Source organism: Microvirga sp. P4_A5 (genome assembly GCF_056402495.1).
In genome coordinates, this window is record NZ_JBFUHH010000075.1 from 1 (window position 1) to 22,452 (window position 22,452).

Sequence of the window (22,452 nt, forward strand, 5' to 3'; positions counted from 1 at the left end):
CTACCAGGCCGACTTGCCCATCAATGCCGGAACCGCATCGTTCGCGCTGGCCCTGGCGGGACGCCCGCCGCTCCCGACGCGGCCGTGGGGCGAGTGGGTGCGGGCGGCGCGGGCGGATTATGAACACAGCCTTGCCCCTCTGCCCCAGCCCGGCGCTCTCGATTTTGGCCGGATCATGATGCATCTCAACGAGACTTTGCCCGACGATACGATCGTCTGTTCAGGGGCGGGCAATTATACAGGCTGGGTTCATCGCCACTGGGTGTTTCGGACCTTCCGTTCTCAGCTTGCCCCCACTTCTGGCGCGATGGGATACGGCGTTCCCGCGGCAATCGCCGCCAAGCTGGCGTGTCCCGAGCGCACCGTTCTCTCAATTAGCGGGGACGGGTGTTTCCTGATGCACGGCCAGGAACTTGCCACCGCGGCTCAATATGGCGCCAAGATCCTCTTCCTGGTCGTGAATAATGGGATGTATGGCACGATCCGGATGCACCAGGAACGGGAGTATCCGGGGCGGGTCTACGGCACGGCACTCGCAAACCCTGATTTCGTGATGCTGGCCCGGTCCTACGGACTGCAGGCGGAGCGGGTGGATCGGACGGGGGACTTCGGGGGCGCCTTGGAACGGGCGCTCGACGCCAAGGGGAGTGCGTTGATCGAGCTGATTGTCGACGAGGACGCATTGTCGGTCCGATCCAGTCTGTCAAAGCTGCGTCAGGCTTCGTTTGAGCGCCAGAGCACGCACCGCTAATCCATTGACGATCGCGAGTCCCTGTCTTGTTGGAGAGATATCGATGAACTTTGAAAGAACCGCGTGGGCACCGCTTTCTGACAAGGACCACGAGTTTCATTACAATCCGCAGTGTGCCTTTCCCAATTTCAAGGATTATCAGGCCCTGAGGGCGCCCGCCAACGCGGAGGCGCGTGCCACTTTGAAATGTCATGCCGACGTCGCGTACGGCGAGCACGGGCTGCGCAAACTCGACATCTATCCCGCGGAGCGGCAGGGAGACGGCGCGCCACCGGTTAAGATGTTTTTTCACGGTGGCTACTGGCGCGCGCAGGACAAGGAAAATTTCGCGTTTCTGGCGGGGGTCCTTGTGCCAAAAGGAATTACGACGGTCATCGCCAATTACGAACTCTGTCCAGGATCGACGCTCGATGGCGTCGCCGATTCAGCGGTTGCTGCCTTAGAGTGGGTGCATCGTCATATCGCCGATTACGGGGGTGATCCGTCTAAGATCAGTATTTCAGGGCACTCCGCTGGGGCGCACCTGTGCGCCGAGCTGATGGCCGTCGATTGGGAGGCGCGCGGGATTGATCCCGGGTTCATCGCAGGTTCCGTCATGATCAGTGGCATCTTCGACCCCAGCCCGGCCATGCGCACCACCGTGAACGAGGAGCTGAAACTGACGGCGGAGATCGCGGAACGCCACAACATGGAGAAGCGGCAGCCGTTTGTGACTTGCCCGTCATGGATCATTGTCGGCGGCCTCGAACCCTGGCATTGGATCGATCAGTCGTTTCGGTATTCCCATCATCTAAGGCGAAACGGACAGGATCCCGAGGTTCACGTCCTCCCAGGCTACAATCACTTTAACATCATCCAACAATACCTCGATGCCAACAGCCCTCTTCTCCGGGCGACACTTCTAAGCGCTGATCCGCAATAAGGCTGTCCGCCCCTACCGCTCTTGTGAGGAAGCTCATGATGACCAAGGAGACACCATGCCACCAGACTGGCGCATGACGCTTTATGATCTCGCTCTTAGCGAGGCACCGATCGATCTGCCTGGTGACGTGCATCGTTTCATCTATGTGCACCAAGGGAGGGCGATGATCGACACCGATGGAACGAAGGTGGAGGTCCAATCCGGCGAGGGCGCGTTCATTAGTCAACGCAGCCGCATCGCGGGCGAAGGTAATGTCTGGATCTACGAAGTCGGACCCGATGGCCGACAATTGCTGGCCGCTCCAGACCTGTCGATCGTGCTTTCCCGCCGGTTTCCCCTCGACCTCGCGCCGGCGTGGCTTCTGCGCGCGGATCGGATTGAATCGACCCCTGGATCTGCCACCCCACGTCACGGCCATCGCGGGCCGGGCATGCGCCGCCTTATCAAAGGGCGGTTGCAAGCCGAGATCGGAGATAGCATCGAACGCATCGACGCGGGGCATGCCTGGTTCGAGAGTGGACTGGAACCGGTCATCGGAACCAACACTCATTCCGAGAACAGTGCCTTTGTTCGCGTCATGGTTCTCCCGATGGAGTTGGAAGGCGGAAAGAGCTCCTTCGTCCCAACCACTCCCCAGGATGCAGCAAAGCCCCGCGCGGTGGCGAACCGCCTCTTCGGCGAGGTCGTCATGACAACTGCCAAGCCTTAAGGCATTGCCCCGGAGCGGAGCTAGATGTTCAGTCCCGGCATTTGATGGATTGGATCGAGAATGAATCGATGTGGCTCTGTTGTCCAGCATTTGCAGATGAATTCGTAGAGCGTGAGGCCCTTGAGTGTCTTGAGGCGTCGTCCGAAATTGTAGGCTGAGACGAAGTCGGCGAGGTGTCGTCTGAGTTGGTCGTGATCGTCGTAGTGGAATCGCTTGACGGCGCATCCTTGGTGGTGCGGTTCATTTCGCTCGACCTGGCCATTTGTCCCCTCTGAGGAACGGGTTGCCAAGCAATTCCAAATTAGAGCGACAATAGTTTAAGATTGATGAGGAATTGCTTCGATCTTATTCCGCAACGGGGGAAATTCTTCGAGCGCCGATCGTCAATCACGGCAACTTCGGTTCGCCGATCGGATCGAGGATCCGGTCAAGCATTCGAGGCTCGGGCCATGGATACCAAGTCGCTCCGCCGCCGGTGGAACCACAGGCAGGCCTTTCAGGAGGCGCGCTGCGCGGCGCCGATACGCCCGTCAGTCCCTGGAATATTGTGCTATCCGATTAGTGTACCGGGCGCGTCTCGACCTTATGTCGCTCATCCAGTGCAAGATCCCTTATGAGCGGATCAAACTCGATCTTCCGAAAGTTCCCAGACCCGTTCCTCGGCCCAAACGCGGTGTTGAGGGCGTGCCGGCGACGAACGGGCCCGATGCTCCATTGACCGCGCCCCTAAATCAGCTAAGCGGCGGGAACCTTCCTGGATCCCGCCGCGACGTTGAAGGACAGCGCTATGATTTTGGGCTTACGTCGAACTTGAACCATTTTTCGGAGAGGGTCTTCATCGTTCCATCGGCGATCATCGACGTGAGGGCGGGATCGAGTTTCGCCTTCAGGTCCTCTTCGCCCTTTCGAAGGCCAAGACAGGTATCAGTGGCCATGATGCCTCCGACCAGCAGGGGACCCGCCATGACAACTTCTTCGTTGCCCGGACGGGCCACGGCGTCCCGTAGATACACGATGTTGTCGAAAACGGCGTCCACACGTCCCGCCAGCAGATCAAGAGTATGCTGTTCCGAAGACTTGTAGGTCTTCACCGTGACATCTCCTTTGAAGGTCTCCTCGATGAACTGCTGCTGGCTGGTCGACAGCGGAACACCGATCGTCTTCCCTTTTAGTGCGGCCTGGATCTGCTCGAGCACTGGCTGCCACGCTGCCTTTTCGTTGGTGGACATCGCCTCGCCGGTCTTGGGGAGCTTGGCAAGCGGGGACGATTTAAGGACACCGAAAGTGTTAGACGTTCTCGCGTAGGGAACCGTGAAGTCCATAACCTCACGACGCTTCGGGTTAGGGCCCATGGTCAGCACGGCGTCGAATTTCTTCGCGAGGAGAGCCGGCACCTGGCTATCCCAATCCTGAGCAACAATATCGCATTTTAGGTTCGCCCGCTTGCACATCTCGGTGGCGACGTCGATGTCGTAGCCGACCACCTTCCCGTCTGCGGATGTTGAATTGTACGGTGGAAACGCGCCCTCCACGCCGATAGTAATTTGTGTCCATTCCTTAGCCCCCGCCGGCGGCGCGTACGCAACAACGAGCGCGACGAGTGAAGCCGCACACACCACAAATTTTTGCATTTTCATTGCGTTTCTATCACTTGTTCAAGTTCTGCTACGGTTGAGCGAGGACGGTCCAACTGCAGTTTGGTTGGCCCGGCTCTGGCGCGAGTGAGGTTAGCTGCCCGGTTGCACGGCGCAAGTCAAATGCCGACCTGCGTACTGCGACTGGCGAAGTCGGACGAGGCGACTTTGAGAAATTGCAACGCGCCGCCGTTAAGTGACGAGGAGAYGGGGATGAACACTGAAAAAGACGTTGAGGGTGAACCCTACGAATGGCCGGAATCGAAGTGGCGAGAGATCGTCGGGCGTGCGCGCGCAGGTCGCGATCTCACGCCCGCCGCCTGGCCGCACGCCGCGCGTTGCGCCGTGGCGCTGTCGTTCGATGCGGACCATGATACGATCCCGCTCAGGGACGGGTTGAAGAGTCCGATGTTGATCAGCCAGGGTCATTACGGTTCTCGTCGAGGCGTGCCCCGCATCCGCGCGCTCCTTGAACGCGAAGAGATTGCCGCGACCTTTTTCTACCCGGCGGTGTCGGCTATGCTCTACCCTGACGAGGTGCGCGGCGTCGTACAGGACGGACATGAGATCGGTATTCACTCCTGGATCCATGAGCGTAATAATCTTCTGCCCTACAGGGTCGAACGCGACTTAAGCTTTCGCGCAGCCGAGAAGTTGTCCGAGATTTCGGGACGCGATCCCGTCGGCATGCGGACTGCGAGCTGGGATTTTTCGCCGAACACGCTTGAGATCATCCGCGAGATGGGATTGCTGTATGATTCGAGCCTCATGGCCGATGACGAACCCTATGAGTTGTGTCTGAACGGCAATCCCACCGGCATCGTCGAACTTCCGCCCGAGTGGATCAGGGACGACGCGGCTTATTTGGTCATGGACCGATTTTCGGCTCTGCGCCCCTACACGGCCCCCTCCGCCGTGGATGAGATTTTCAAGGCGGAGTTCGACGAAGCCTGGGAAGAACGCGGCCTCTTCCTCTTGAYGCTTCACCCGGATGTCATCGGCCACCGCAGCCGGATCGGCATCCTGCGACGGCTGATCCACCATATGAAGGTGCGTGGCGGATGCTGGTTCGCCACGCACGCCGATGTAGCCCAATGGTGCAAGGACAAGGCACTCGCCCCATGAAATAGGATCCCCGCTACGGATAGGGATCTCCGAGACCATCCTTGACCTTTGCCGGGTCTTTCCCAGCGAGGGAAAGGAAAGCGGTCCCTGGACGGGCGATGCGTGAAAACAACCGCCCGAACACGATCCCGTCAGCGCGGGCCCGCAGGACAGTGCGGGGTGTGTCGAGCGGTGCCTCGGGCGATACGACCTCTGCTACGACTTGGCCTTCCTTGACGGACTCGCCCAGTTCCACCTTGTGCACGATAATTCCAGGGGTGAACGCCCGCACATGGTCCACCGCATCGACCGGCGTCGCGTCACAGAGCGCAGCCGGCAACTCTCCTGGGTCACCCGCAATCGCGTCCTTGCGTTGGAGAAAACGGATGATCGCATCCGCGTCGAACGCGGCGAGGTCGTCGTTTACATCCGCCTGTCCGCGATATTCCATCGTCACGGCAATGCAGCCGTGATTGAGCGGAACGTCGGGATAGGCCTCCTTGATGCGAACCCAGGGAAGATCGCAGGACTCGTCGAAGCTGCCGCCCGCTCCACCGGTTGAAAGAAGGGTGGCGCGGCTCTGCGCCTGGGCGGATAGCGCAGCGGCCGCCGGCCATGCTGCCTCGTTGCAATAGAGATACGTAACGCCCTCGAAGTGACAATGCAGGTCGAGGACAATATTGGCGTCGATCGCAAGGCCTAGGAGACGGACGCGAAGGGCGTCAAGTTCGAGGTAGCCCCGTAGCTCACACACCGCTTCGCGCAAGGCCGCCCGAACGATGCGGTCGTTTGCGCAGGCGTCGTCACCGAGTTTTCCCTTCAACCGCGAGACCACGACATCGGACACGTCCGGAAAACTGCGGTTGAAATTGCCGCCACCCCCAAGGTCGCCCCGGCCGATATGCATGTTCAACATACGCTGCGAGAGGCCGATCGGATTGGCGAACGGGACGACGACGATCTCACCCTTCAGATCTCCGGCACGATCGATCACGACAAGCCGCTGGAGAAGATGGTGGGCGACCAGCATCGCCGGCGTCTCGTCCGCGTGCAGCGCCGCTTGGACGTAGATCTTGGGGCCGGATCCGGGTTCGCCAAAGCGATGAACCTGCAACCGGCGCGTCGTTCCAAAACTTCCTTGCGGAATCTCCATCTCTTCAACCCGGTGCATCGCGTCCTCCTCCTCGTTGCGCGTCCGCGCGTTTGACGCCGCGCAGCCTTCCCGGTTCTGTAACATCCCGAACGCGATTCGTGAGCCGCGCGCATTGATCACCACAAGGATCCGAGAACGATGAAACGAGCCGACGCGATCTCCAAGGCCGAGAGTTTTTTCGATTCCGGAACCTTCCAGACGAGATTGGGACGGCTCATCGCAATGCCGACGGAGAGCCAAGACCCCGATCGGACGAGCGTTTTGCACGCCTACCTTTCCGAGGAAATGCAACATTGGTTCGAGTCCCTCGGCTTCACCTGTACGCTTCTGGTGCACCCGGCCGCGAGGGCGCCGTTTTTATTCGCGGAACGCATCGAGCAGGAGCACCTTTCGACGGTCTTTGGCTACGGCCACGGCGATGTCATTCGCGGCATGGAATCGACCTGGATTGAGGGGCTGGTGCCCTGGGCACTCACGCCCGTTGGTAACCGATGGTACGGGCGCGGCGTTGCCGACAACAAGGGTCAACATGCGATCTGCATCGCCGCGATTGAGGCGGTGCTCGAGGTTCGAGGCCAGCTCGGCTTCAATGCGAAGTTTCTCATCGAGATGGGTGAAGAGGTCGGCTCGCCGGGATTGCGCGAATTATGCGCGGATCAGCGTGATCGATTCCGGGCCGATGTGCTCATCGCCTCCGATGGCCCCCGTCTCACGATGGGACGTCCGACGATCTTTCTCGGAACGCGTGGGGTGGCAACGTTCGACCTTTCCATCGTGGCGCGCAAGGGCGGACATCATTCGGGAAATTGGGGTGGCGTGCTCTCCGACCCTGCAATCCAGCTTGCCCATGCCATCGGCTCCATTACGTCGCCGAGCGGCCGAATTCAGGTGGACGCTTGGCGACCGGAGGGAATCCCGGACTCCGTGCGCGCCRTTCTGTCAGACTTCAGGATCGATCCCGGACCCGACGGGCCGGCGCTTGATAGCGATTGGGGCGAACCGGGACTCACCGCCGAAGAACAGGTGTTCGGCTGGTGCTCGTTCGATGTCCTGGCCATGCGGTCCGGAAATCCCGACGCACCCGTCAATGCGGTTCCCCCGAGCGCATGGGCGCGCTGCCAACTGCGGTTCGTGACCGAAATCGATGCGGCGGACATTGTGCCGGCGCTGCGCCGACACCTTGCGCGACATGGTCTGGGTTTCGTCCAGGTCGAGGAAGTCGAGGAGATGTCACTGGCAACGCGGCTCGACCCGGCGGATCCATGGGTCACGTGGGCGGCGGGTTCCATCGAGGAGACGACGGGGACGTTGCCGGCGATCCTTCCCAATCTGGGTGGGACCCTGCCGAACGACATTTTCGCACATGTCCTCAGCCTGCCCACGATTTGGGTTCCTCATTCTTACCCGGGATGCCAGCAACACGGACCGGACGAGCACTTGCCTACGTTTATCGTGCGCGAAGGGCTTGCGATTATGGCAGGGCTTTACTGGGACCTTGGAAATAGGCCGTGAGGTTTTGAGGGACACCCCACCCGCCGGACGTCGTTGGATTGCAAGGATTTTTCGCAATCCTTAGCAACCACCTGTCGTCGAACCCATCTATAATTTAATGCGGAACGCGAGGACAGAAACGAAAGCGTTCATTCGGGCAAGTTAATTCACATGTGAACCCGGGCGCTGTTCCCATTTAAGCAGCCTTCTTTCGAAGGCGAGTTTCGTATATATTCACTCAAGACATCGATCAGCCTGTTATCGACTGCGTACAACCAGGGAGGCCTTCATGGCCGTCAGAAAGCAGTCTGCTAGATCCGAAGGCAGGATTACCACTCCTAGATCGCGGCGGGTCAAGACCCTCCCAAGCGGACCCGACACCACTATTCACTACGAAGGCGACAAACTCGCCGTGGTGGTCTTTAGAAAGAATACTGGCGGTGGTGCGGGCGGGATCAAGCGGCCCACTATCGATATCTGCAAGTGTACAAAGACAGTCTATAAATGCTCGACGACTTCAGAGGGCAACACCATCTGCAAGGAAGAATGTACAGAGTGGGATTGTAAGACGATCGAAGCGGCGCTTTAGGCGTCGCCGCCTTTTTCACCTAAAGCTCGCTATGCGGCCGGCACCTTCATGCCAGACAGGGCAGGGACTAAACGACCTGTTGCCCTCACCCCACCTGCGAACGGCGGGTCTATCGCCACTAACCCGCATCCGGGCTCCAATGTCGACACGAATGCCGGAGGGGGTCCCCGGGGCCGCGGGAACCGCCAGCGGCCAAGAAACTCTTCCGAACAGCTTTAGAAGGGCGCTTGGAAGGAAGCGTGATCGGGCAGCGTATACGTGGCGATCGCCGACAGCGGATTGTTGGTGGGTGTAGAACCTTTGCGGAACGATGAGATGGAGGTCATCCTTGGCTCGCGTCATACCAGGCCATCGGCCGGTCGCGCGACAGGCGCACGACCAAGATCCACGCGCTGACCGATCGCGACTGCCGACCCATCGCGTTTCTGCTCACCGGCGGCCAGGTCGCTGATTGCACGGCGGGTTCGGCCGTGCTGAAGCAGATGCCGGCCGCCCGCATTCTGCACGGCGACAAGGGGTATGACAGCCACGCCATCCGCCGGCAGGTCGAGGAGAACAGCACGATGCCGAACATCCCACCGAAGGCTAACCGCCGCTGGAAGAACTGCGTTTCACCGATGCTCTCCCGCGACCGAAACGCCATCGAGCGCATGTTCTGCCGCCTCAAGGATTTCAGGCGCGTCGCCACGCGATACGACCGCCTCGCCGTCAACTTTCTCTCCGCCGTCTGCATCGCGGCAGCTACTGGATACGAGTCCGGACACTAAAACTCGCCGGCTACGTTGTCGGCATAAGCAGTGGTATTCGAGCACGACATGATAGCAGATGAAACACCGGCGCCGACGTTCCGGTCGATCACGCGCCGAAGCTTTCCTCGGCGCTGTTTGTCGCCGGCGACGATGTCATCAGGCACTCGTTGCTCAATGACGTCATTTCATGGCGCAACCGGCAATGACGTCCTAAACGGGTGGCGGGGGGCGACGTGTCGTACGGTGGCGATAGCAACGAGACGCTCGCAGGCGCCAGGGACGCGGACCAACGCTCCGGCGGTCGTGGCGACGACATCTTCCACATTGGCGATACGCGCCACTTGGTCATTGAAGCAGAAGGCGAGGGCAACGACGTCGTCTTCGCCAGCGTGAGCTTCAATCCCCAAGGCGTCCGCGTCGCCCCTCTTTAACGGCGCTGCGGACGCAAGGATCGGGCGAGCCCGCGGATCACGTCGTCCTCGATCACCGCGACCTCCGCCTCGTCGGGCGCGGCGGCTTCGGGTTGCGGTGGCGCGATTGGGCGTGCGCGTACTGCTGGCTCGGTGAGCACCGCCGCCGCCTGTCGAGTGACGCGGTTTTCCAGCGCGTCGAGCAGGCTGTCGAGACCGGCGTTCGTCGCTTCCATCTCTCGTGGTTCCGGGACGCCCTCCAGAGCGATGGCGCCGTTTCGATAGCTGGGCTCATCGCTAATCTCGGGACCAAACCACGCCGGCGGCTGAAACGAATGTGCTGCCTCATCGCTGTCGAACTCTACTGTGATGAGATCAAGGAGTCCTGGTGATACGATGCGAACAAGGCCAATGACCTGCTGGYCGATCGAGAGGCTCGTGCGGAGACAGTCGATCCGACCGGCAGTCGCGGCCAGCAGGGCTTCGGCGTGGCTGCGCGGGATCTCGGCGCGCTCAACGCCGCCTTCCGCACGCTGAGCGCCGGTCACGACGACGGCTCCCCGCTCGCCCTCCAGCCGGACCGAGGTGCTGCGCTCGCCCGAGGCAGGAAAATAACCTTCAACGATCCGCGTTCCGCCTCCCGTTCTCGCCGCGAGGCGCGCGAATGACGACGCGATCAGAAAAGAACGATTGTTCATCCGGTACTGCTTCCCATCCCTGCCACAACTCAAGGTTCTATAGTACTCCTAGTGAAGGTTAGCGTTAGAGGAGTATCTGCCGAAAGGGCTTATTTCATTCCTGTTCTGGTCGCGGGTGTGCTTCGCAACGTCAAATTTTTGACGTCGTCCCGATCGCGGGCGCTGCCTCCAAAGTCCCGGATGCGGTCGCGCCCCCGACCTCAAGCTGAACACCTTCTCACGCCCACCGCGGCAAAGGATGTCGTTGCCACCCAGCCCGGGCAAGATAGCGCCTTTCGTACGAGCCTAAGTCACATCCTTAAACTTGCTCCCGACGACGACGATTGCTGGCGATCGACACAGTTCGTCGCGACCACGATCGGTCAGTCCTTGGACCCCACTGGTGCCTGACGGCTTTCCACGTCACGCTGGATTGACCGAGATTGGCTGCACGCCGGGGCGTCACCATCCATCGGGCTGTTTCGGCGTGTACACCGGGTGTGCGTCGTCGCCTGAGAGGCCGGCGCGATCATGCCGGGATGAGCCTGTAGCGTTCGCCGGCGGCAGATGGCAGTCGAACAACCAGGCTTCGGCCGGCTGCAGGTTCGCCAGCAGCTGGCCCCGCATCGCCGGATCCTCAAACCGGGCCCCATACCGTCTCACTCGTTCCTCCCGCACGAGCCTTTCATACTCGGTCAGGATCGCCTCGTTCCACACGGCAAGGCCACGCGCCTTGAGAGCGAGGCGTTGACTCTTGTTATAATGGTCACGCGTGACCGCGGCCTCACGCGCGGTCGGTTCGAGCCCCTCTGGCTCATGGTCCAGGATCGCCGACGCGGCTGCGCCGGGAAGGTCGATCGCCGAGGCGAGGAAGGTCGCCAGCGCGTCGCGTAATTGGTGCAGGGTGAAATGCCGCAATCCTGCTTTTGCTAGCAAGTCGACCGACCTTGCGCAGCCCTCTCCATTCCCGCGCAACCGGTTCAGCAAGCTGTTCAAAACGCTGTCGGACACTGGGTTGTCAGCCATTTCATCCCGGCCACGCAGTTTGGACCGACTCGAGGCGAAGACCCACACCGAGTTCTGACGTCGGTTCGGCGCGGCAAGCGCGCGGCCGAGCGTGCGGCGGTACATCTCGGTGGGGACGGGGAGTGTGAAGTGGCGCTTGCTTTTGATGTCGGCCGGCAGCCAAGCGACTTCGTACCACCCTTTGTCGGCCCGGCGGTCATCGATGCGAGCGCACCGGACCGCATAGGCGGCATGGGTCCGCTGCGTGCTCAGCGCCACCCACCACAAGGCCGCCATGGTGATCTCGTTGGTGCGCAGCGCGAGCTTGCGTCCTGGGGCAACGCGGTGCTTCTCGGCGATGAATAGCAGCATCGCGACGTGTTGCGGAGTCAGGGCCGCGACCGGTGCCCCGCCGGTGTCTATCCGCGTCTGGGCCCTCGTGGCGTGCCTTACGTGCCGCAGCTCAAGCCACCATGGCGGGATATCGCCAAGTCCGGCCGCGTCGTGATGAGCCTTGGCCCAGCGCAGGGCAGATTTCGTGTAGACGACGAGCTTGCGCTGGGCGCCGGTGCGCTTGTCGTCGTTCCATTTATTGCGAAGGGCTTCGATCTGGCTTTTGCGGAGGTCGCGCAAAAGGACCGTTTTCAGTGGGGCAAGGTCGGAGTGCCCCAGGATGGCGCTAACCTCCTTGGCGGTTTTGGGGGAGGGCGGTCGGGTCTTACCCGTATAAGTGATGGTCGGTTGTGCGATCTTGTCGGCGATGAAGCGGTCGACGAGCGTCTCCCACGTCCACGCGCCGGCGGCGCGCGCGCTGATTGACCCGATCGTGCCGACCGCGCGGGCGTGGCCAAGTCCCAAGGCGCGGCTCGAGAGGTAGTCGCTAGCGTCCTGACCAAGGCGCAGCAATTGGCGCACCCGTCCGGCGAGTTCTGCCGCCTCGCGACCGCTATAGAGAACCCCGCTCCGGCGCAAGTCCGGCTTGGTCTCAGGGTTGCCGACGGCCCCGAGCCGTTTAAAGGTGCCATTGAATTTCAGGTACCAGGCCGCCCTCTTACCCTGGACACGGATTGTCAGGCCGCGCTCGGTTGGATCGCGCAGCACGAGCGGGGCTGCGAGGGGTGCCGGCCGTCAATTTCTGCCAGGGCCCGTCTCAGGATCGCCGGGCCAAATCGCACGTGTTCGGTGGGCATGACGGACCTCGAAAAGTGGATATGGCTATTGATTCCATATCCACTGCATATCCACCAGCCGGATTCTGCGCAGTGTTTTTCACCCAAAATGGCGGATTCTGTTGATCCGCAAGGAGCCCCGGTCGGATCCGTCAGCAAGAGCAAAAGACATTATATTTCAGGGAATTACTAGGTTTTGTTGAGTGGCTGGGGGACAAGGACTCGAACCTTGACTAGCGGAGTCAGAGTCCGCTGTTCTACCATTAAACTATCCCCCAACGAAGCCGTTGATCTTGCGGCGCTTTTCAAAAAAAGCGGGCCGGCCGGGCCGGAGAGGTGCAAGCAACTTTCGTGGTGGCGCTGAGATAGGGGCTTTTTTAATCCCGGTCAACCGCTCGTGAGCCTTATTCTGACCGGCGCTGATCCTGAAAGATTGCCCCGATTCCAGGGTGCCGCAAACCGCCCCTGTCTAGCTCTTCGTCGAGGGTGACGTGAACGTCATGGTGAAAGGGCGTCCGGCGATGGCGGCGCCAAGCGTCGGCGTGACGGCGACGGGGGTGCAGGCATCGAGCGAGCTCAGGATCAGGCCCATGATCCGCTTCTGTTCCTCCACATAGCCGTTGAAGGTCGAATAGGTGATGCGGGGCTTGCCGAGGACGTCGCCGTTTCGCTTGAAGCTGAAACTGATGGTGACCTGAAAGTTCTGCGTCCCCGCGGGCGGAAACCAGCAGGACCAGAGCGCCGCGCCCATCTCCTGGAGGGTGTTGACGGGCGGTCCCATGGGGGCCTGCTGGGCATGGGCCGGCAAGGCTGCCATCAACGCGAGCGCTGCGCCCGTCATCAGACACTTCATGGAATCCCCTCTCATCGCGCCGAAATCTAGCAGAGGACCGGGTGGTTCTTGCAAGCGGGATTGGCCGGCCTCAAACGAGCTCCAATTTTAAGGGTTCATCGAATGTTCAACTTCGTGGGACAAGATCAGCGATACGAGCGAGGCCGGATTCGGCCCGCAGGAGATTGAAACATGAGTTTAAACCGATGGGTTCTCGGCGCGGTGGCGGCGGGTTTCGTCCTGGGCGCCGGCAGCACCCAGGCCGCCCCGCTTCACCTGTCGCCGATGACGGACAGTTCCGTGCAGAATGTCCAGTTTTTTTTCGACGATACACCGCCGCCCCCGGTCTACTACGCCCCGCCGCCTCCGCCGGTGTATTACGATCCGCCGCCGCGTCCCTATTATGGGGATTACGGACGGCCGCGCCGCGAATATTACCCGCCTCCGGGCGCCTATTATGGACCGCCTCGCGGTCGCGGAGGTCCGCCGCACCGTTATGCGGAGCCTCGCTTTCAGCCGCCCCGCGCAAACCCCGGCCGTCCGCCGCAGGTCTACACCAAGCAGCAGGTCCGGGCCTGGAACCGCGCGAACGGGTTCTGACCCGCTCGATCGGTTTTCCGACCTAATCGTCGAGAGCGCCGCCTTCGGGCGGCGTTCGCGTATCGTAATCGGCCCTCAGGGCGGCTTCCTCGGCGGCGTCTTCGGCATCGGAGACCATACGCTCGTACCGGTCGAGCGCCCCCTGGAGGATGTAGGCCGCCGCCATCTTGTCGACCGATTCGGCGCGCTTGGCCCGTGAAGCGTCCGCGTCCAGCAGGGTGCGGGTCACCACCATTGTGGAGAGGCGCTCGTCCCAGAACATCACCGGCAGGGGCAGGTGRGGCTTGAGATTGCGCACGAAGGCCCGCGTCGCCTGCGAGCGCGGCCCCTCGCTGCCATCCATGTTGAGCGGCAGCCCGATCACGAGCCCGCCTACCGCGTAACGTTCGGCCAGCGCCTTGATCTGCAAAGCATCGGGGGTGAATTTGACCCGGCGAATGGTCTCCAGCGGCGTGGCGATGCGCCGTTCCACGTCCGACAGCGCGAGGCCGATGGTTTTCGTACCGAGATCGATACCCATCAATCGCGCGCGCGGCGCGAGGCCGTCGATGAAGGCCGTCAGTTCGGTATCGGTCGCGTTCACCGAAATTCCTCTCATGCAGATGGGAGCGTGGTTATAGCCATTTTCACCCCGATGCCCTAGCTCAACGCCGAGAGACAGCGAGGACGCCATGAAGATCACCTGGTTCGGACATTCCGCATTTCGGCTCGATTTCGCCGACAAGGTCGTGCTCATCGATCCGTTTTTCACCGGCAATCCTGCCTTCGAGGGCAGGGCGGAGAAGGCGTCCGAGGGCGTCACGCACATTCTCATCACCCACGGGCATGGCGACCATGTGGGCGACAGCCTCACCATCGCGAAGTCAACCGGCGCCAAAATCGTCGCGAATGCGGATCTGGCCGGCTGGCTCGGGTCGCAGGGCCTCGATGCCGACCCGATGAACACGGGAGGCACCACCGACCAGGGGGGCTTTACCGTCACGCTGGTGCGGGCGGACCATTCGGCGGCGCTCGTCGAAATGGGCGCCAACACGCCGGTCGGGAGCGCCAACGGCGTCATCGTCAAGGCGCCGGGCGAACCGACGCTCTACCATATGGGCGACACGGACATCTTCGGCGACATGGCGCTCATCGCCGAAATCCACCGGCCCGACGTGGTGATCGTGCCCATCGGGGACCGTTTCACCATGGGCCCGCGGGTCGCGGCCCTGGCGGTCGAGCGGTATTTCGGTGGGGTGAAAGCGGCCATTCCCTGTCACTACGGGTCGTTCTCGATGCTCGAGCCCAACGCGGACAAATTCGTGGCCGCGCTCGACGGCAAGGGTGTGCAGGTGGTGGTGCCGCACRAGACCGTGGGTCTGCGCATCTGACATTGCGGGTGACGGCAGGGGGGTGTTATAGCCCGCCGATATTCGAAGGAAGGGTTGGCGATCCATGTCGGTCGATCAGAAAACGGTTCGGCGCATCGCGCATCTGGCGCGCATCGCCGTCGCGGATGAAGAGGTCCCGCACCTCCAGGGCGAGCTCAACGCGATCCTGTCCTTCGTCGAGCAGCTCAACGAGGTGGATGTCGAGGGGATCGAGCCCATGACCTCCGTGACCCCCATGGTCATGCGCATGCGGCAGGACGGCGTCACGGACGGGTTCTGCGCCGACAAGATCCTTCGCAATGCGCCGCTTGCCGAAGACAACTTCTTTCTCGTTCCGAAGGTTGTCGAATAGGGTCCCGTGCGAGGGCGCACGGAATCCTGCCACCACACCCCCATCACCATCAAAGGGCGCGCTAACGCGCCTCAAGATGACGAGGATCGAACGTCGTGACCGAACTCACCCATCTGACGCTCGCCGAGGCCCGTGACGGGCTGAAGGCCAAGCGCTTTTCCGCGACAGAACTGACCAAGGCCCACATCGTGGCGGTCGAGAAGGCGCGGGCGCTCAATGCCTATGTGCTGGAGACGCCGGAGAAGGCGCTCGCCATGGCGGCGGCGTCGGATGAGAAGATCGGGCGCGGGGAGGGCGGCCCCCTCGAGGGGATCCCGCTCGGCATCAAGGACCTGTTCTGCACCGAGGGGGTGGTGTCGACCGCCGGCTCGAACATCCTCAAGAACTTCAACCCAGCCTACGAATCCACCGTCACGCAGAATCTGTGGAATGACGGCGCGGTGATGCTCGGCAAGCTCAACATGGACGAGTTCGCCATGGGCTCGTCCAACGAGACCAGTGCCTTCGGGCCCGTGGTTTCCCCGTGGCGGCGCGAAGGCTCGAATGTGAGCGCCGGCGGCGCGGGCGTGATCGAGGGCACCCATCTCGTTCCGGGCGGCTCGTCCGGCGGCTCGGCTTCGGCGGTCGCCGCCCATCTGTGCCTCGGCGCCACCGCGACCGATACGGGCGGTTCGATCCGCCAGCCCGCGGCCTTCACCGGCACGGTCGGCATCAAGCCGACCTACGGGCGCTGCTCCCGCTGGGGAACGGTGGCCTTCGCGTCCTCGCTCGATCAGGCAGGCCCCATCACCCGCACGGTGCGGGACAGCGCCATCATGCTGCGCTCGATGTCCGGCCTCGACCGGAAGGACACCACCTCGGCGGACCTGCCGGTGCCGGATTTCGAGGCGGCCGTTTCGCGCGGCGTGAAGGGCCTGAAAATCGGCRTTCCGAAGGAATATCGGGTCGACGGCATGTCGCCGGAGATCGAGAAGCTCTGGGCACAGGGCGCCGATTGGCTGCGCGCCGCCGGTGCCGAAATCGTCGAGGTCTCGCTGCCGCATACGAAATATGCCCTGCCGGCGTATTACATCGTCGCGCCCGCCGAGGCCTCGTCCAACCTCGCCCGCTATGACGGCGTGCGCTACGGCCTGCGCGTATCCGGCAAGGACATCGCCGAGATGTACGAGAACTCCCGCGCCGAAGGGTTCGGCCGGGAGGTGAAGCGCCGGATCATGATCGGCACCTATGTGCTGTCCGCCGGCTATTACGATGCCTATTACGTGCGGGCGCAGAAGATCCGCACGCTGATCAAGCGCGATTTCGAAGAGGTCTATGCCAAAGGCGTCCACGCCATCCTGACGCCGGCCACCCCGTCCGCTGCCTTCGGCATCGGCGAGAAGGGCGCGGCGGACCCGGTCGAGATGTATCTGAACGACATTTTCACCGTCACCGTGAACATGGCGGGATTGCCCGGGATCGCGGTCCCGGCCGGTCTCGATTCACAGGGTCTGCCGCTGGGCCTACAGCTGATCGGGCGGGCCTTCGACGAAGAGACGCTCTTCGCAGCGGGTCAGGCTATCGAGGATGCGGCCGGGCGCATCACGCTGCCGTCCCCCTGGTGGGCGGGGGCATGACGCCTCCGGTCATCCCGGCTTCTGTCTGGCTCCTTGCCGCCTTCGATCCTGTTCTCATCGCCATCGCGGTGATCCTCGGCTGGAAGGCAGACCAATTCGGCAAGGTCTTCATCGCAGCGATCGCCGCCCTTTTGGGATCGGTTCTGGTGTCCTGGGCGATTTCGGCTCTCGGCTTGCCGTGGATGGCGCCGGTCGGCGGGGACAATCCCACGCTTCTGCCTGTGAGGACGATCGCGGCGTTCCTCTGGGCTACGGGCGCCTACGCGGCCAGGAAATTCTCCCATCGATAAACGAACGAGGGGCCCGACCGAAGCCGGACCCTTTGTGTTGAATTTCTAACGTCCTGCGCTTTTATTGCGGAGCAGGGGCCTTCGGAGCGGCAGGAGCCGGGCTCGAAGGAGCTGGGGCCGCCGGGGTCGCCGGAGCGCTCGGAGCCGGCATCTTGGTCGCCGGAGCGGTTTCCGTCACGGGCGCGGTGCTGCCGGTGGTGGAGACATCGCGGGTCCCGCCGTCATAGAACAGGAAGGCGAGGAGGCCCAAGGCCACAACAAGTCCGCCGATCAGGTAGGCAAGAGTGTTGGAACTACGGCCTTCGCGTTCATAAATGTTGGTTTCGCGATTGTAGACGTTGGGATCGCGATCCATCGGATCTACTGCCATTTGTAAGCTCCTTGATCTTTTTACACAGGCACAACGTCCAAATTCCCGTGTGGTTTCATCGAGGCTTGGCAATTTGCTGTTTGGGTGTGGAAAAATGCCGAACCAGCATATGCGGGCACTCCCCCGTCCCACGGCTTCGGAGGCCCCGAAGGGGGTTGACCCGAGCCCGTTAAGGCTCTTACTCCGGGCTGGAAACGACGGCACATAAAGGCGCGAGACGGCATGAACGCTCCAGTCAACCCGAAGAAACTGATCAAGGGCGCCACAGGCGATTGGGAGATCGTGCTGGGACTGGAGATTCACGCTCAGGTGAACACCCAGGCAAAGCTGTTTTCGGGCGCCTCGACGGAATTCGGCGGCGACCCCAACAGCCACGTTTCGCTGGTGGACGCGGCCATGCCCGGCATGCTCCCGGTGATCAACGAGGAATGCGTCCGCCAGGCCATCCGCACCGGGCTGGGGCTGAAGGCCGAGGTCAACCTGCGCAGCACCTTCGACCGCAAGAACTATTTCTATCCCGACCTGCCCCAGGGCTACCAGATCAGCCAGTACAAGAGCCCGATCGTGGGCGAGGGCGAGGTGATCGTCGACGTCAGCGAGACCGAGTCGATCACGGTGCGGATCGAACGGCTCCACCTCGAGCAGGATGCCGGAAAGTCGATCCACGACCTTCACCCCACCATGAGCTTCGTCGACCTGAACCGGTCGGGCGTCGCCCTGATGGAAATCGTGTCGAAGCCTGACATGCGCTCCGCGGACGAGGCCAAGGCCTATGTGACGAAGCTGCGCACCATCCTGCGCTATCTCGGCACCTGCGACGGCGACATGGACAAGGGCAACCTGCGGGCCGACGTGAACGTCTCCGTGCGCCGTCCCGGCGCGGAACTCGGCACGCGCTGCGAAATCAAGAACGTCAATTCGATCCGCTTCATCGGCCAGGCCATCGAATACGAGGCTCGCCGGCAGATCGGCATCATCGAGGACGGCGGCACCATCGACCAGGAAACGCGCCTGTTCGATCCCGGCAAGGGCGAGACCCGCTCCATGCGCTCGAAGGAAGAAGCGCACGATTACCGCTACTTCCCCGATCCGGATCTTCTGCCGCTCGAATTCGACCAGGCCTATGTGGACGAGCTCGCGCGCCATCTCCCGGAGCTGCCCGACGCCAAGAAGGCGCGCTTCATGGCCGATTACGGCCTCACCGCCTACGATGCGGGCGTTCTCGTGGCCGAGCGCGCGTCGGCGGATTTCTTCGAGGCTGTCGCCAAGGGGCGCGACGGGAAGGCCGCGGCGAACTGGGTCATCAACGAACTCTTCGGCCGCCTCAACAAGCAGGGCCAGGACATCGCAGCCTCGCCCGTCTCAGCTGACCAGCTCGGCGGCATCGTCGATCTCATCACCGAGGGCGTCATCTCGGGCAAGATCGCCAAGGACCTGTTCGAGATAATCTACACGGAAGGCGGCGACCCGCGCCAGATCGTCGAAAGCCGCGGCATGAAGCAGGTCACCGACACGGGCGCAATCGAGAAGGCCATCGACGAGATCATCGCGTCCAACCCGGACAAGGTCGAACAGGCGAAGGCGAAGCCGACGCTTCTCGGCTGGTTCGTGGGCCAGGTCATGAAATCGACCGGCGGCAAGGCCAATCCGCAGGCCGTCAACGAACTTCTCAAGGCGAAGCTCGGCATCGAGTGAGGGCGAAGATTACCATGAACGATTCCGCCATCATCCCGGATTCCGACCTGCGGCTGCGTCCGGCGGCCGATGAGGATGCGCAGGATCTGTTCGGGCTGTTGTCGCTCTGCTTCGCGGATTATCCCGGCTGCTTCGTCGACCCCCATGACGACCTGCCGGACCTTCGCGCGCCGGGGCGGGCTTTCGCCCGCAACGGCGGTGCGTTCTGGGTGCTCGACGACGAACGGGGCCGGGTCTGCGCCTGCGTGGCGGTCGATTTTCCCGAGCCGGGCGTGGCCGAACTGCATCGGCTCTATGTGCGGCCGGATCAGCGCCGGCGCGGGCTCGGCGGCAGGCTCGTGGCGCATGTGGAGGATGTCGCGCGCCGTAAGGGCGCCCGACATCTGTTTTTCTGGTCCGATACCCGGTTCGGCGCGGCGCATCGTCTTTACGAGCGGCTTGGATACCGACAGCTCGCAGGCGAACGCCCGCTCGGGGACATCTCGAATTCGATGGAAGTGCGGTTCGAGCGCGATCTCTGAGCTCTGGCTCGCGACACGCCTCTGTCATTCTGGAGTCGCGCAAGCGGAGCCCGGAACCCATAAACGCTAACCTTCACGAAAAAGCCGCCACCGTTCTTTCGATCCTCCGATCGCCGGCGTTTATGGGTTCCGGTTCCGGCTCCGCGGTCCCGGAATGACGGGGATGGTCTAGGGAATTTCGTAGACCGAGTACTCGTCGTGCACACCGCGAATGGCCGTGCGCCGCTCGGTCGGATGCAGATGATGACTTTCCATCAACTGGGATGTCAGCGGGTCTTCCACTACCGCACCGGTGGCGAAGATGGCATGCGAATTCGCAAGATCCTGCACTCGTGAGGCGATGTTGACGGTCTGGCCGAAATAATCCTGCCGGTCGTTCAGCATCACGGCGAGGCATGGTCCCTCGTGAATGCCGATCTTCAGCATCAAGTCCTCGCGCCCACGTGCTTCGTTCAGTTTGCGCATTTCGTCCCGCATCCGCAGAGCGGCCGCGACCGCGTGATCGGGCGTGGGAAACGTCGCCATCACGGCGTCGCCGATGGTCTTGACCACCGCTCCGGTCTCGGCCCCGACGATGTCCTGAAGGACGCGAAAATGCTCCTTCACGAGATCATAGGCCGCGAGGTCGCCGACCCGTTCATAGAGCTGCGTGGAGCCCTGGAGATCCGTGAACAGGAAAGTCAGGCTGGTGATCTTCAGGCGCTGGTCGATGTCGAGCGTGTCGGTTCGGTAGAGATCGCGAAATGTCTGGTTCGAGAGCAGGCGGTTCGCCGTGAGGAAGGGCCTCCTTCGACCCAGCATGGCGTGCAGTTTCTCGCCTGCGATCCACACCGCCGGCAAGACCCGCCGGGAGGTGCGGTTGTCGAGGGTGAGGCGCAAGGGGCCCGGCCGCATCTCGACGGTCTCATGCTGCGCATGCGCTTCGTTGAAGACCAGAGACAGGTTCTGGCGCTCCTTGGTCGGCTCCCCCTTCACGTCGATGAACTGCGCCGAATGGGTGACCGGATCGAAAACGATGACGAACTCCGCCGGAAGCTGCAGGGAGAGCGACGCCCGTTCGCCAGGCGGCAGCTCCATGGAATCGATAACGATTTCGTCGACGATCTCCGCGAAGTTGTCGGGCAAGTCGACGCCCGAGCCCCAGAAGAACTGCCTTTCGTAGTCCCACATGGGAAGCGAGTCGGGATCGTGACCCGCGATTTTTCGGATGCGGGGGGTGACCGTGAACGTCACCTCGACCATCTCGTCCAGGGTGGGCTCGTAGCCTGCGCCGCATAGGGCGCAGCTGTAGGAGGGCTGCCGGATCGTCTTCAGGCTCGATCCTGCATCCAGAACGCCTCCACAACCGGGGCAGAGCACGTTCCAGGAGATTTCGAAGATGCCGAGCCGGGTGGCGTGCAGGAACGCCGCGATGGTTTTCTCCACGTCCAGTCCCTCTTTCTTGGCGAAAGCCAGGACGTTGATGCGGTTGAGTTCACTGTCCGGCGCCTCCTGGATCGCACGTTCCATGGCGTCGACGACGGCAGGATCGGCGGATTGGCGCAGGACGGTGRGGAGCGGCTGATGCTGGGTCATGGGGTGACCTGTGCGAGCACACGACGCCGCATCGAACCGCGCGCTGGCAGCGCATCGATCCGGCGGCACCCACCTCCCTAGGACAAGAAGTGGGACAATTTATGATTTCGGCCGTTCAGGCGACGCCGAAAGCTTCCGCATAGCGGTTCGCCACCCGGGTCTGCCAGAGGCAGAGGGCCGGAGCGACGACGAGCTCGAAGAAAAGTCCGCCGATCATGAAGAAGGACGGCAGACCCGTCAGCGCGAAGGCCGTCAGCCTGGCAAGGCCCCCGATCACGATCAGAAGAGTGAGAAGGCGGAACCGACCGGTGTGAAGCTCGATGCTGGGCACCGTGGACCAGAACAGGATTCCGATGCCGAGAAGCAGCCCGGACAGGAAGCGGAAATGGCTTTCGGCCGAAATGCTCACCCTGTCGCCGGTCAAAGCCTGCCCGAACAGGACCCCGTAGAGCCCGACCGCCACGGGAATGAGCGCCACCAGCGCCACGGCCTGCTGCAGGCGCCTGCGTTCCTGCTCCAACATGGTCATCTCCCGCCTTCCAAACGCTTTGAGATTTTGATCCTTTCGGGCTAGAGATCAATCACCCCGAGGAAAAGAGCGCAGGCGATTTGCATTGCACGGAGCATGTACATATATCTGTACATGCTCTTGGAGAGAAACTGTGTCCCACGTCACCTTCACCGAATTACGGACGAGTATGGCGAAGCATTTCGACCGGGTTGAGCAAGACCGTACCGAGCTTGTGGTCACCCGTCAAAATCACGAACCTGTCGTCCTGATGCCTTTAGCCGAACTCGAAGGTCTTCGGGAGACGCTCCATCTGCTGAGCACACCGGCCAATGCCGAGCAGTTGTTGCGGTCGATCGC

The 22,452-nt window shown here is 62.1% G+C and carries 24 protein-coding genes, 1 tRNA gene and 3 pseudogenes; 15 read left to right on the top strand and 13 right to left on the bottom strand.

The window, feature by feature from the left end:
• The 3 genes from AC1DVM_RS16915 to AC1DVM_RS16925 form a co-directional block, all read left to right on the top strand.
• Nucleotides 1-751 (top strand): thiamine pyrophosphate-dependent enzyme (locus AC1DVM_RS16915; RefSeq protein ID WP_477256195.1); only part of this gene is annotated, 751 nt, incomplete at its 5' end.
• Nucleotides 752-794: 43 nt separating this feature from the next.
• Nucleotides 795-1,673 carry an alpha/beta hydrolase gene (locus AC1DVM_RS16920; protein ID WP_477256197.1) on the top strand — a complete coding sequence of 293 codons (879 nt, stop codon included), beginning with the start codon at nucleotides 795-797 and terminating at the stop codon, nucleotides 1,671-1,673.
• A 55-nt stretch (nucleotides 1,674-1,728) separates the two neighbouring features.
• Nucleotides 1,729-2,382, top strand: coding sequence for a hypothetical protein (locus AC1DVM_RS16925; RefSeq protein WP_477256199.1), 654 nt, complete (start codon nucleotides 1,729-1,731; stop codon nucleotides 2,380-2,382).
• 20 nt (nucleotides 2,383-2,402) lie between these two features.
• Here AC1DVM_RS16925 and AC1DVM_RS16930 read toward each other — a convergent pair.
• Together AC1DVM_RS16930 and AC1DVM_RS16935 are read right to left on the bottom strand one after the other, a co-directional pair.
• Nucleotides 2,403-2,648, bottom strand: a pseudogene (locus AC1DVM_RS16930) (IS481 family transposase); the annotation flags it as partial.
• A 519-nt stretch (nucleotides 2,649-3,167) separates the two neighbouring features.
• The gene (locus AC1DVM_RS16935; protein ID WP_477256201.1) at nucleotides 3,168-4,019 is read right to left on the bottom strand and encodes a transporter substrate-binding domain-containing protein; all 852 of its coding nucleotides are present in this window, start codon (nucleotides 4,017-4,019) and stop codon (nucleotides 3,168-3,170) included.
• Nucleotides 4,020-4,229: 210 nt separating this feature from the next.
• Between AC1DVM_RS16935 and AC1DVM_RS16940 the strand changes: the two genes are divergently transcribed.
• On the top strand, nucleotides 4,230-5,141 hold the full coding sequence (locus AC1DVM_RS16940) for a polysaccharide deacetylase family protein (RefSeq protein WP_477256203.1): 912 nt from the start codon (nucleotides 4,230-4,232) through the stop codon (nucleotides 5,139-5,141).
• A 13-nt stretch (nucleotides 5,142-5,154) separates the two neighbouring features.
• Here the strand turns inward: AC1DVM_RS16940 and AC1DVM_RS16945 are convergent, their stop codons facing one another.
• Nucleotides 5,155-6,291 (bottom strand): M14 family metallopeptidase, encoded by a 1,137-nt coding sequence (locus AC1DVM_RS16945; protein WP_477256205.1) that lies wholly within the window; start codon nucleotides 6,289-6,291, stop codon nucleotides 5,155-5,157.
• 120 nt (nucleotides 6,292-6,411) lie between these two features.
• Here AC1DVM_RS16945 and AC1DVM_RS16950 point away from each other — a divergent pair, with 120 nt between their 5' ends.
• Nucleotides 6,412-7,785, top strand: coding sequence for a M20 family metallopeptidase (locus AC1DVM_RS16950; protein ID WP_477256207.1), 1,374 nt, complete (start codon nucleotides 6,412-6,414; stop codon nucleotides 7,783-7,785).
• 691 nt (nucleotides 7,786-8,476) lie between these two features.
• On the opposite strand, the pseudogene AC1DVM_RS16955 reads toward AC1DVM_RS16950, so the two are convergent.
• Nucleotides 8,477-8,695: pseudogene (locus tag AC1DVM_RS16955) on the bottom strand (ATP-dependent helicase); the annotation flags it as partial.
• 2 nt (nucleotides 8,696-8,697) lie between these two features.
• On the opposite strand from AC1DVM_RS16955, the pseudogene AC1DVM_RS16960 reads away from it, so the two are divergent.
• A pseudogene (locus tag AC1DVM_RS16960) lies at nucleotides 8,698-9,120 on the top strand (IS5 family transposase); the annotation flags it as partial.
• Here AC1DVM_RS16960 and AC1DVM_RS16965 read toward each other — a convergent pair.
• The gene (locus AC1DVM_RS16965) at nucleotides 9,117-9,266 is read right to left on the bottom strand and encodes a hypothetical protein (protein ID WP_477256209.1); all 150 of its coding nucleotides are present in this window, start codon (nucleotides 9,264-9,266) and stop codon (nucleotides 9,117-9,119) included. The pseudogene AC1DVM_RS16960 and the gene AC1DVM_RS16965 overlap by 4 nt on opposite strands.
• Nucleotides 9,267-9,335: 69 nt before the next feature.
• Between AC1DVM_RS16965 and AC1DVM_RS16970 the strand changes: the two genes are divergently transcribed.
• Complete coding sequence (locus tag AC1DVM_RS16970) at nucleotides 9,336-9,533, top strand: hypothetical protein (RefSeq protein WP_477256211.1); 198 nt, start codon at nucleotides 9,336-9,338, stop codon at nucleotides 9,531-9,533.
• Here AC1DVM_RS16970 and AC1DVM_RS16975 read toward each other — a convergent pair.
• The 4 genes from AC1DVM_RS16975 to AC1DVM_RS16990 all read right to left on the bottom strand — a co-directional run bounded on the left by AC1DVM_RS16975 (nucleotide 9,530) and on the right by AC1DVM_RS16990 (nucleotide 13,204).
• Entirely contained in the window at nucleotides 9,530-10,210 is a 681-nt protein-coding gene (locus AC1DVM_RS16975) for a hypothetical protein (protein WP_477256213.1), read from the bottom strand. The genes AC1DVM_RS16970 and AC1DVM_RS16975 overlap by 4 nt on opposite strands.
• 441 nt (nucleotides 10,211-10,651) lie before the next feature.
• A complete protein-coding gene (locus AC1DVM_RS16980; RefSeq protein ID WP_477256215.1) occupies nucleotides 10,652-12,295 on the bottom strand; it encodes a hypothetical protein in 1,644 nt (547 codons plus the stop codon).
• Between the two features lie 272 nt (nucleotides 12,296-12,567).
• Nucleotides 12,568-12,641: transfer RNA gene (locus AC1DVM_RS16985), tRNA-Gln, on the bottom strand.
• Nucleotides 12,642-12,832: 191 nt separating this feature from the next.
• Nucleotides 12,833-13,204 (bottom strand): hypothetical protein, encoded by a 372-nt coding sequence (locus AC1DVM_RS16990; RefSeq protein ID WP_477256217.1) that lies wholly within the window; start codon nucleotides 13,202-13,204, stop codon nucleotides 12,833-12,835.
• A gap of 183 nt (nucleotides 13,205-13,387) precedes the next feature.
• On the opposite strand from AC1DVM_RS16990, the gene AC1DVM_RS16995 reads away from it, so the two are divergent.
• On the top strand, nucleotides 13,388-13,795 hold the full coding sequence (locus AC1DVM_RS16995) for a hypothetical protein (RefSeq protein ID WP_477256219.1): 408 nt from the start codon (nucleotides 13,388-13,390) through the stop codon (nucleotides 13,793-13,795).
• Between the two features lie 22 nt (nucleotides 13,796-13,817).
• Here the strand turns inward: AC1DVM_RS16995 and ruvX are convergent, their stop codons facing one another.
• Nucleotides 13,818-14,315, bottom strand: a complete 498-nt coding sequence (gene ruvX, locus AC1DVM_RS17000; protein ID WP_477256239.1) for a Holliday junction resolvase RuvX — start codon at nucleotides 14,313-14,315, stop codon at nucleotides 13,818-13,820.
• A 151-nt stretch (nucleotides 14,316-14,466) separates the two neighbouring features.
• Between ruvX and AC1DVM_RS17005 the strand changes: the two genes are divergently transcribed.
• The 4 genes from AC1DVM_RS17005 to AC1DVM_RS17020 all read left to right on the top strand — a co-directional run bounded on the left by AC1DVM_RS17005 (nucleotide 14,467) and on the right by AC1DVM_RS17020 (nucleotide 17,423).
• A complete protein-coding gene (locus tag AC1DVM_RS17005; RefSeq protein ID WP_477256221.1) occupies nucleotides 14,467-15,165 on the top strand; it encodes a metal-dependent hydrolase in 699 nt (232 codons plus the stop codon).
• Nucleotides 15,166-15,229: 64 nt separating this feature from the next.
• Nucleotides 15,230-15,517, top strand: coding sequence for an Asp-tRNA(Asn)/Glu-tRNA(Gln) amidotransferase subunit GatC (gene gatC / locus AC1DVM_RS17010; protein ID WP_477256223.1), 288 nt, complete (start codon nucleotides 15,230-15,232; stop codon nucleotides 15,515-15,517).
• A 95-nt stretch (nucleotides 15,518-15,612) separates the two neighbouring features.
• Nucleotides 15,613-17,133, top strand: coding sequence for an Asp-tRNA(Asn)/Glu-tRNA(Gln) amidotransferase subunit GatA (gene gatA, locus AC1DVM_RS17015; protein WP_477256225.1), 1,521 nt, complete (start codon nucleotides 15,613-15,615; stop codon nucleotides 17,131-17,133).
• Entirely contained in the window at nucleotides 17,130-17,423 is a 294-nt protein-coding gene (locus AC1DVM_RS17020) for a hypothetical protein (RefSeq protein WP_477256227.1), read from the top strand. The genes gatA and AC1DVM_RS17020 overlap by 4 nt, the downstream gene beginning before the upstream one ends.
• A 61-nt stretch (nucleotides 17,424-17,484) precedes the next feature.
• Here AC1DVM_RS17020 and AC1DVM_RS17025 read toward each other — a convergent pair whose 3' ends face one another.
• Nucleotides 17,485-17,793, bottom strand: a complete 309-nt coding sequence (locus tag AC1DVM_RS17025; protein ID WP_477256229.1) for a hypothetical protein — start codon at nucleotides 17,791-17,793, stop codon at nucleotides 17,485-17,487.
• A 222-nt stretch (nucleotides 17,794-18,015) separates the two neighbouring features.
• Between AC1DVM_RS17025 and gatB the strand changes: the two genes are divergently transcribed.
• Both gatB and AC1DVM_RS17035 read left to right on the top strand, forming a co-directional pair.
• Nucleotides 18,016-19,488: an Asp-tRNA(Asn)/Glu-tRNA(Gln) amidotransferase subunit GatB gene (gatB, locus tag AC1DVM_RS17030; RefSeq protein ID WP_477256231.1), complete on the top strand. Its 1,473-nt coding sequence runs from the start codon at nucleotides 18,016-18,018 to the stop codon at nucleotides 19,486-19,488.
• A 14-nt stretch (nucleotides 19,489-19,502) separates the two neighbouring features.
• Nucleotides 19,503-20,009: a GNAT family N-acetyltransferase gene (locus AC1DVM_RS17035; RefSeq protein WP_477256233.1), complete on the top strand. Its 507-nt coding sequence runs from the start codon at nucleotides 19,503-19,505 to the stop codon at nucleotides 20,007-20,009.
• A 168-nt stretch (nucleotides 20,010-20,177) separates the two neighbouring features.
• Here AC1DVM_RS17035 and AC1DVM_RS17040 read toward each other — a convergent pair whose 3' ends face one another.
• Nucleotides 20,178-21,584, bottom strand: a complete 1,407-nt coding sequence (locus AC1DVM_RS17040) for a DUF5939 domain-containing protein (protein ID WP_477256235.1) — start codon at nucleotides 21,582-21,584, stop codon at nucleotides 20,178-20,180.
• Between the two features lie 115 nt (nucleotides 21,585-21,699).
• Nucleotides 21,700-22,104 carry a DUF4345 domain-containing protein gene (locus AC1DVM_RS17045; protein WP_477256241.1) on the bottom strand — a complete coding sequence of 135 codons (405 nt, stop codon included), beginning with the start codon at nucleotides 22,102-22,104 and terminating at the stop codon, nucleotides 21,700-21,702.
• Between the two features lie 142 nt (nucleotides 22,105-22,246).
• Between AC1DVM_RS17045 and AC1DVM_RS17050 the strand changes: the two genes are divergently transcribed.
• Nucleotides 22,247-22,452: type II toxin-antitoxin system Phd/YefM family antitoxin (locus tag AC1DVM_RS17050; protein WP_477256237.1), on the top strand; the 206-nt coding region annotated here is incomplete at its 3' end.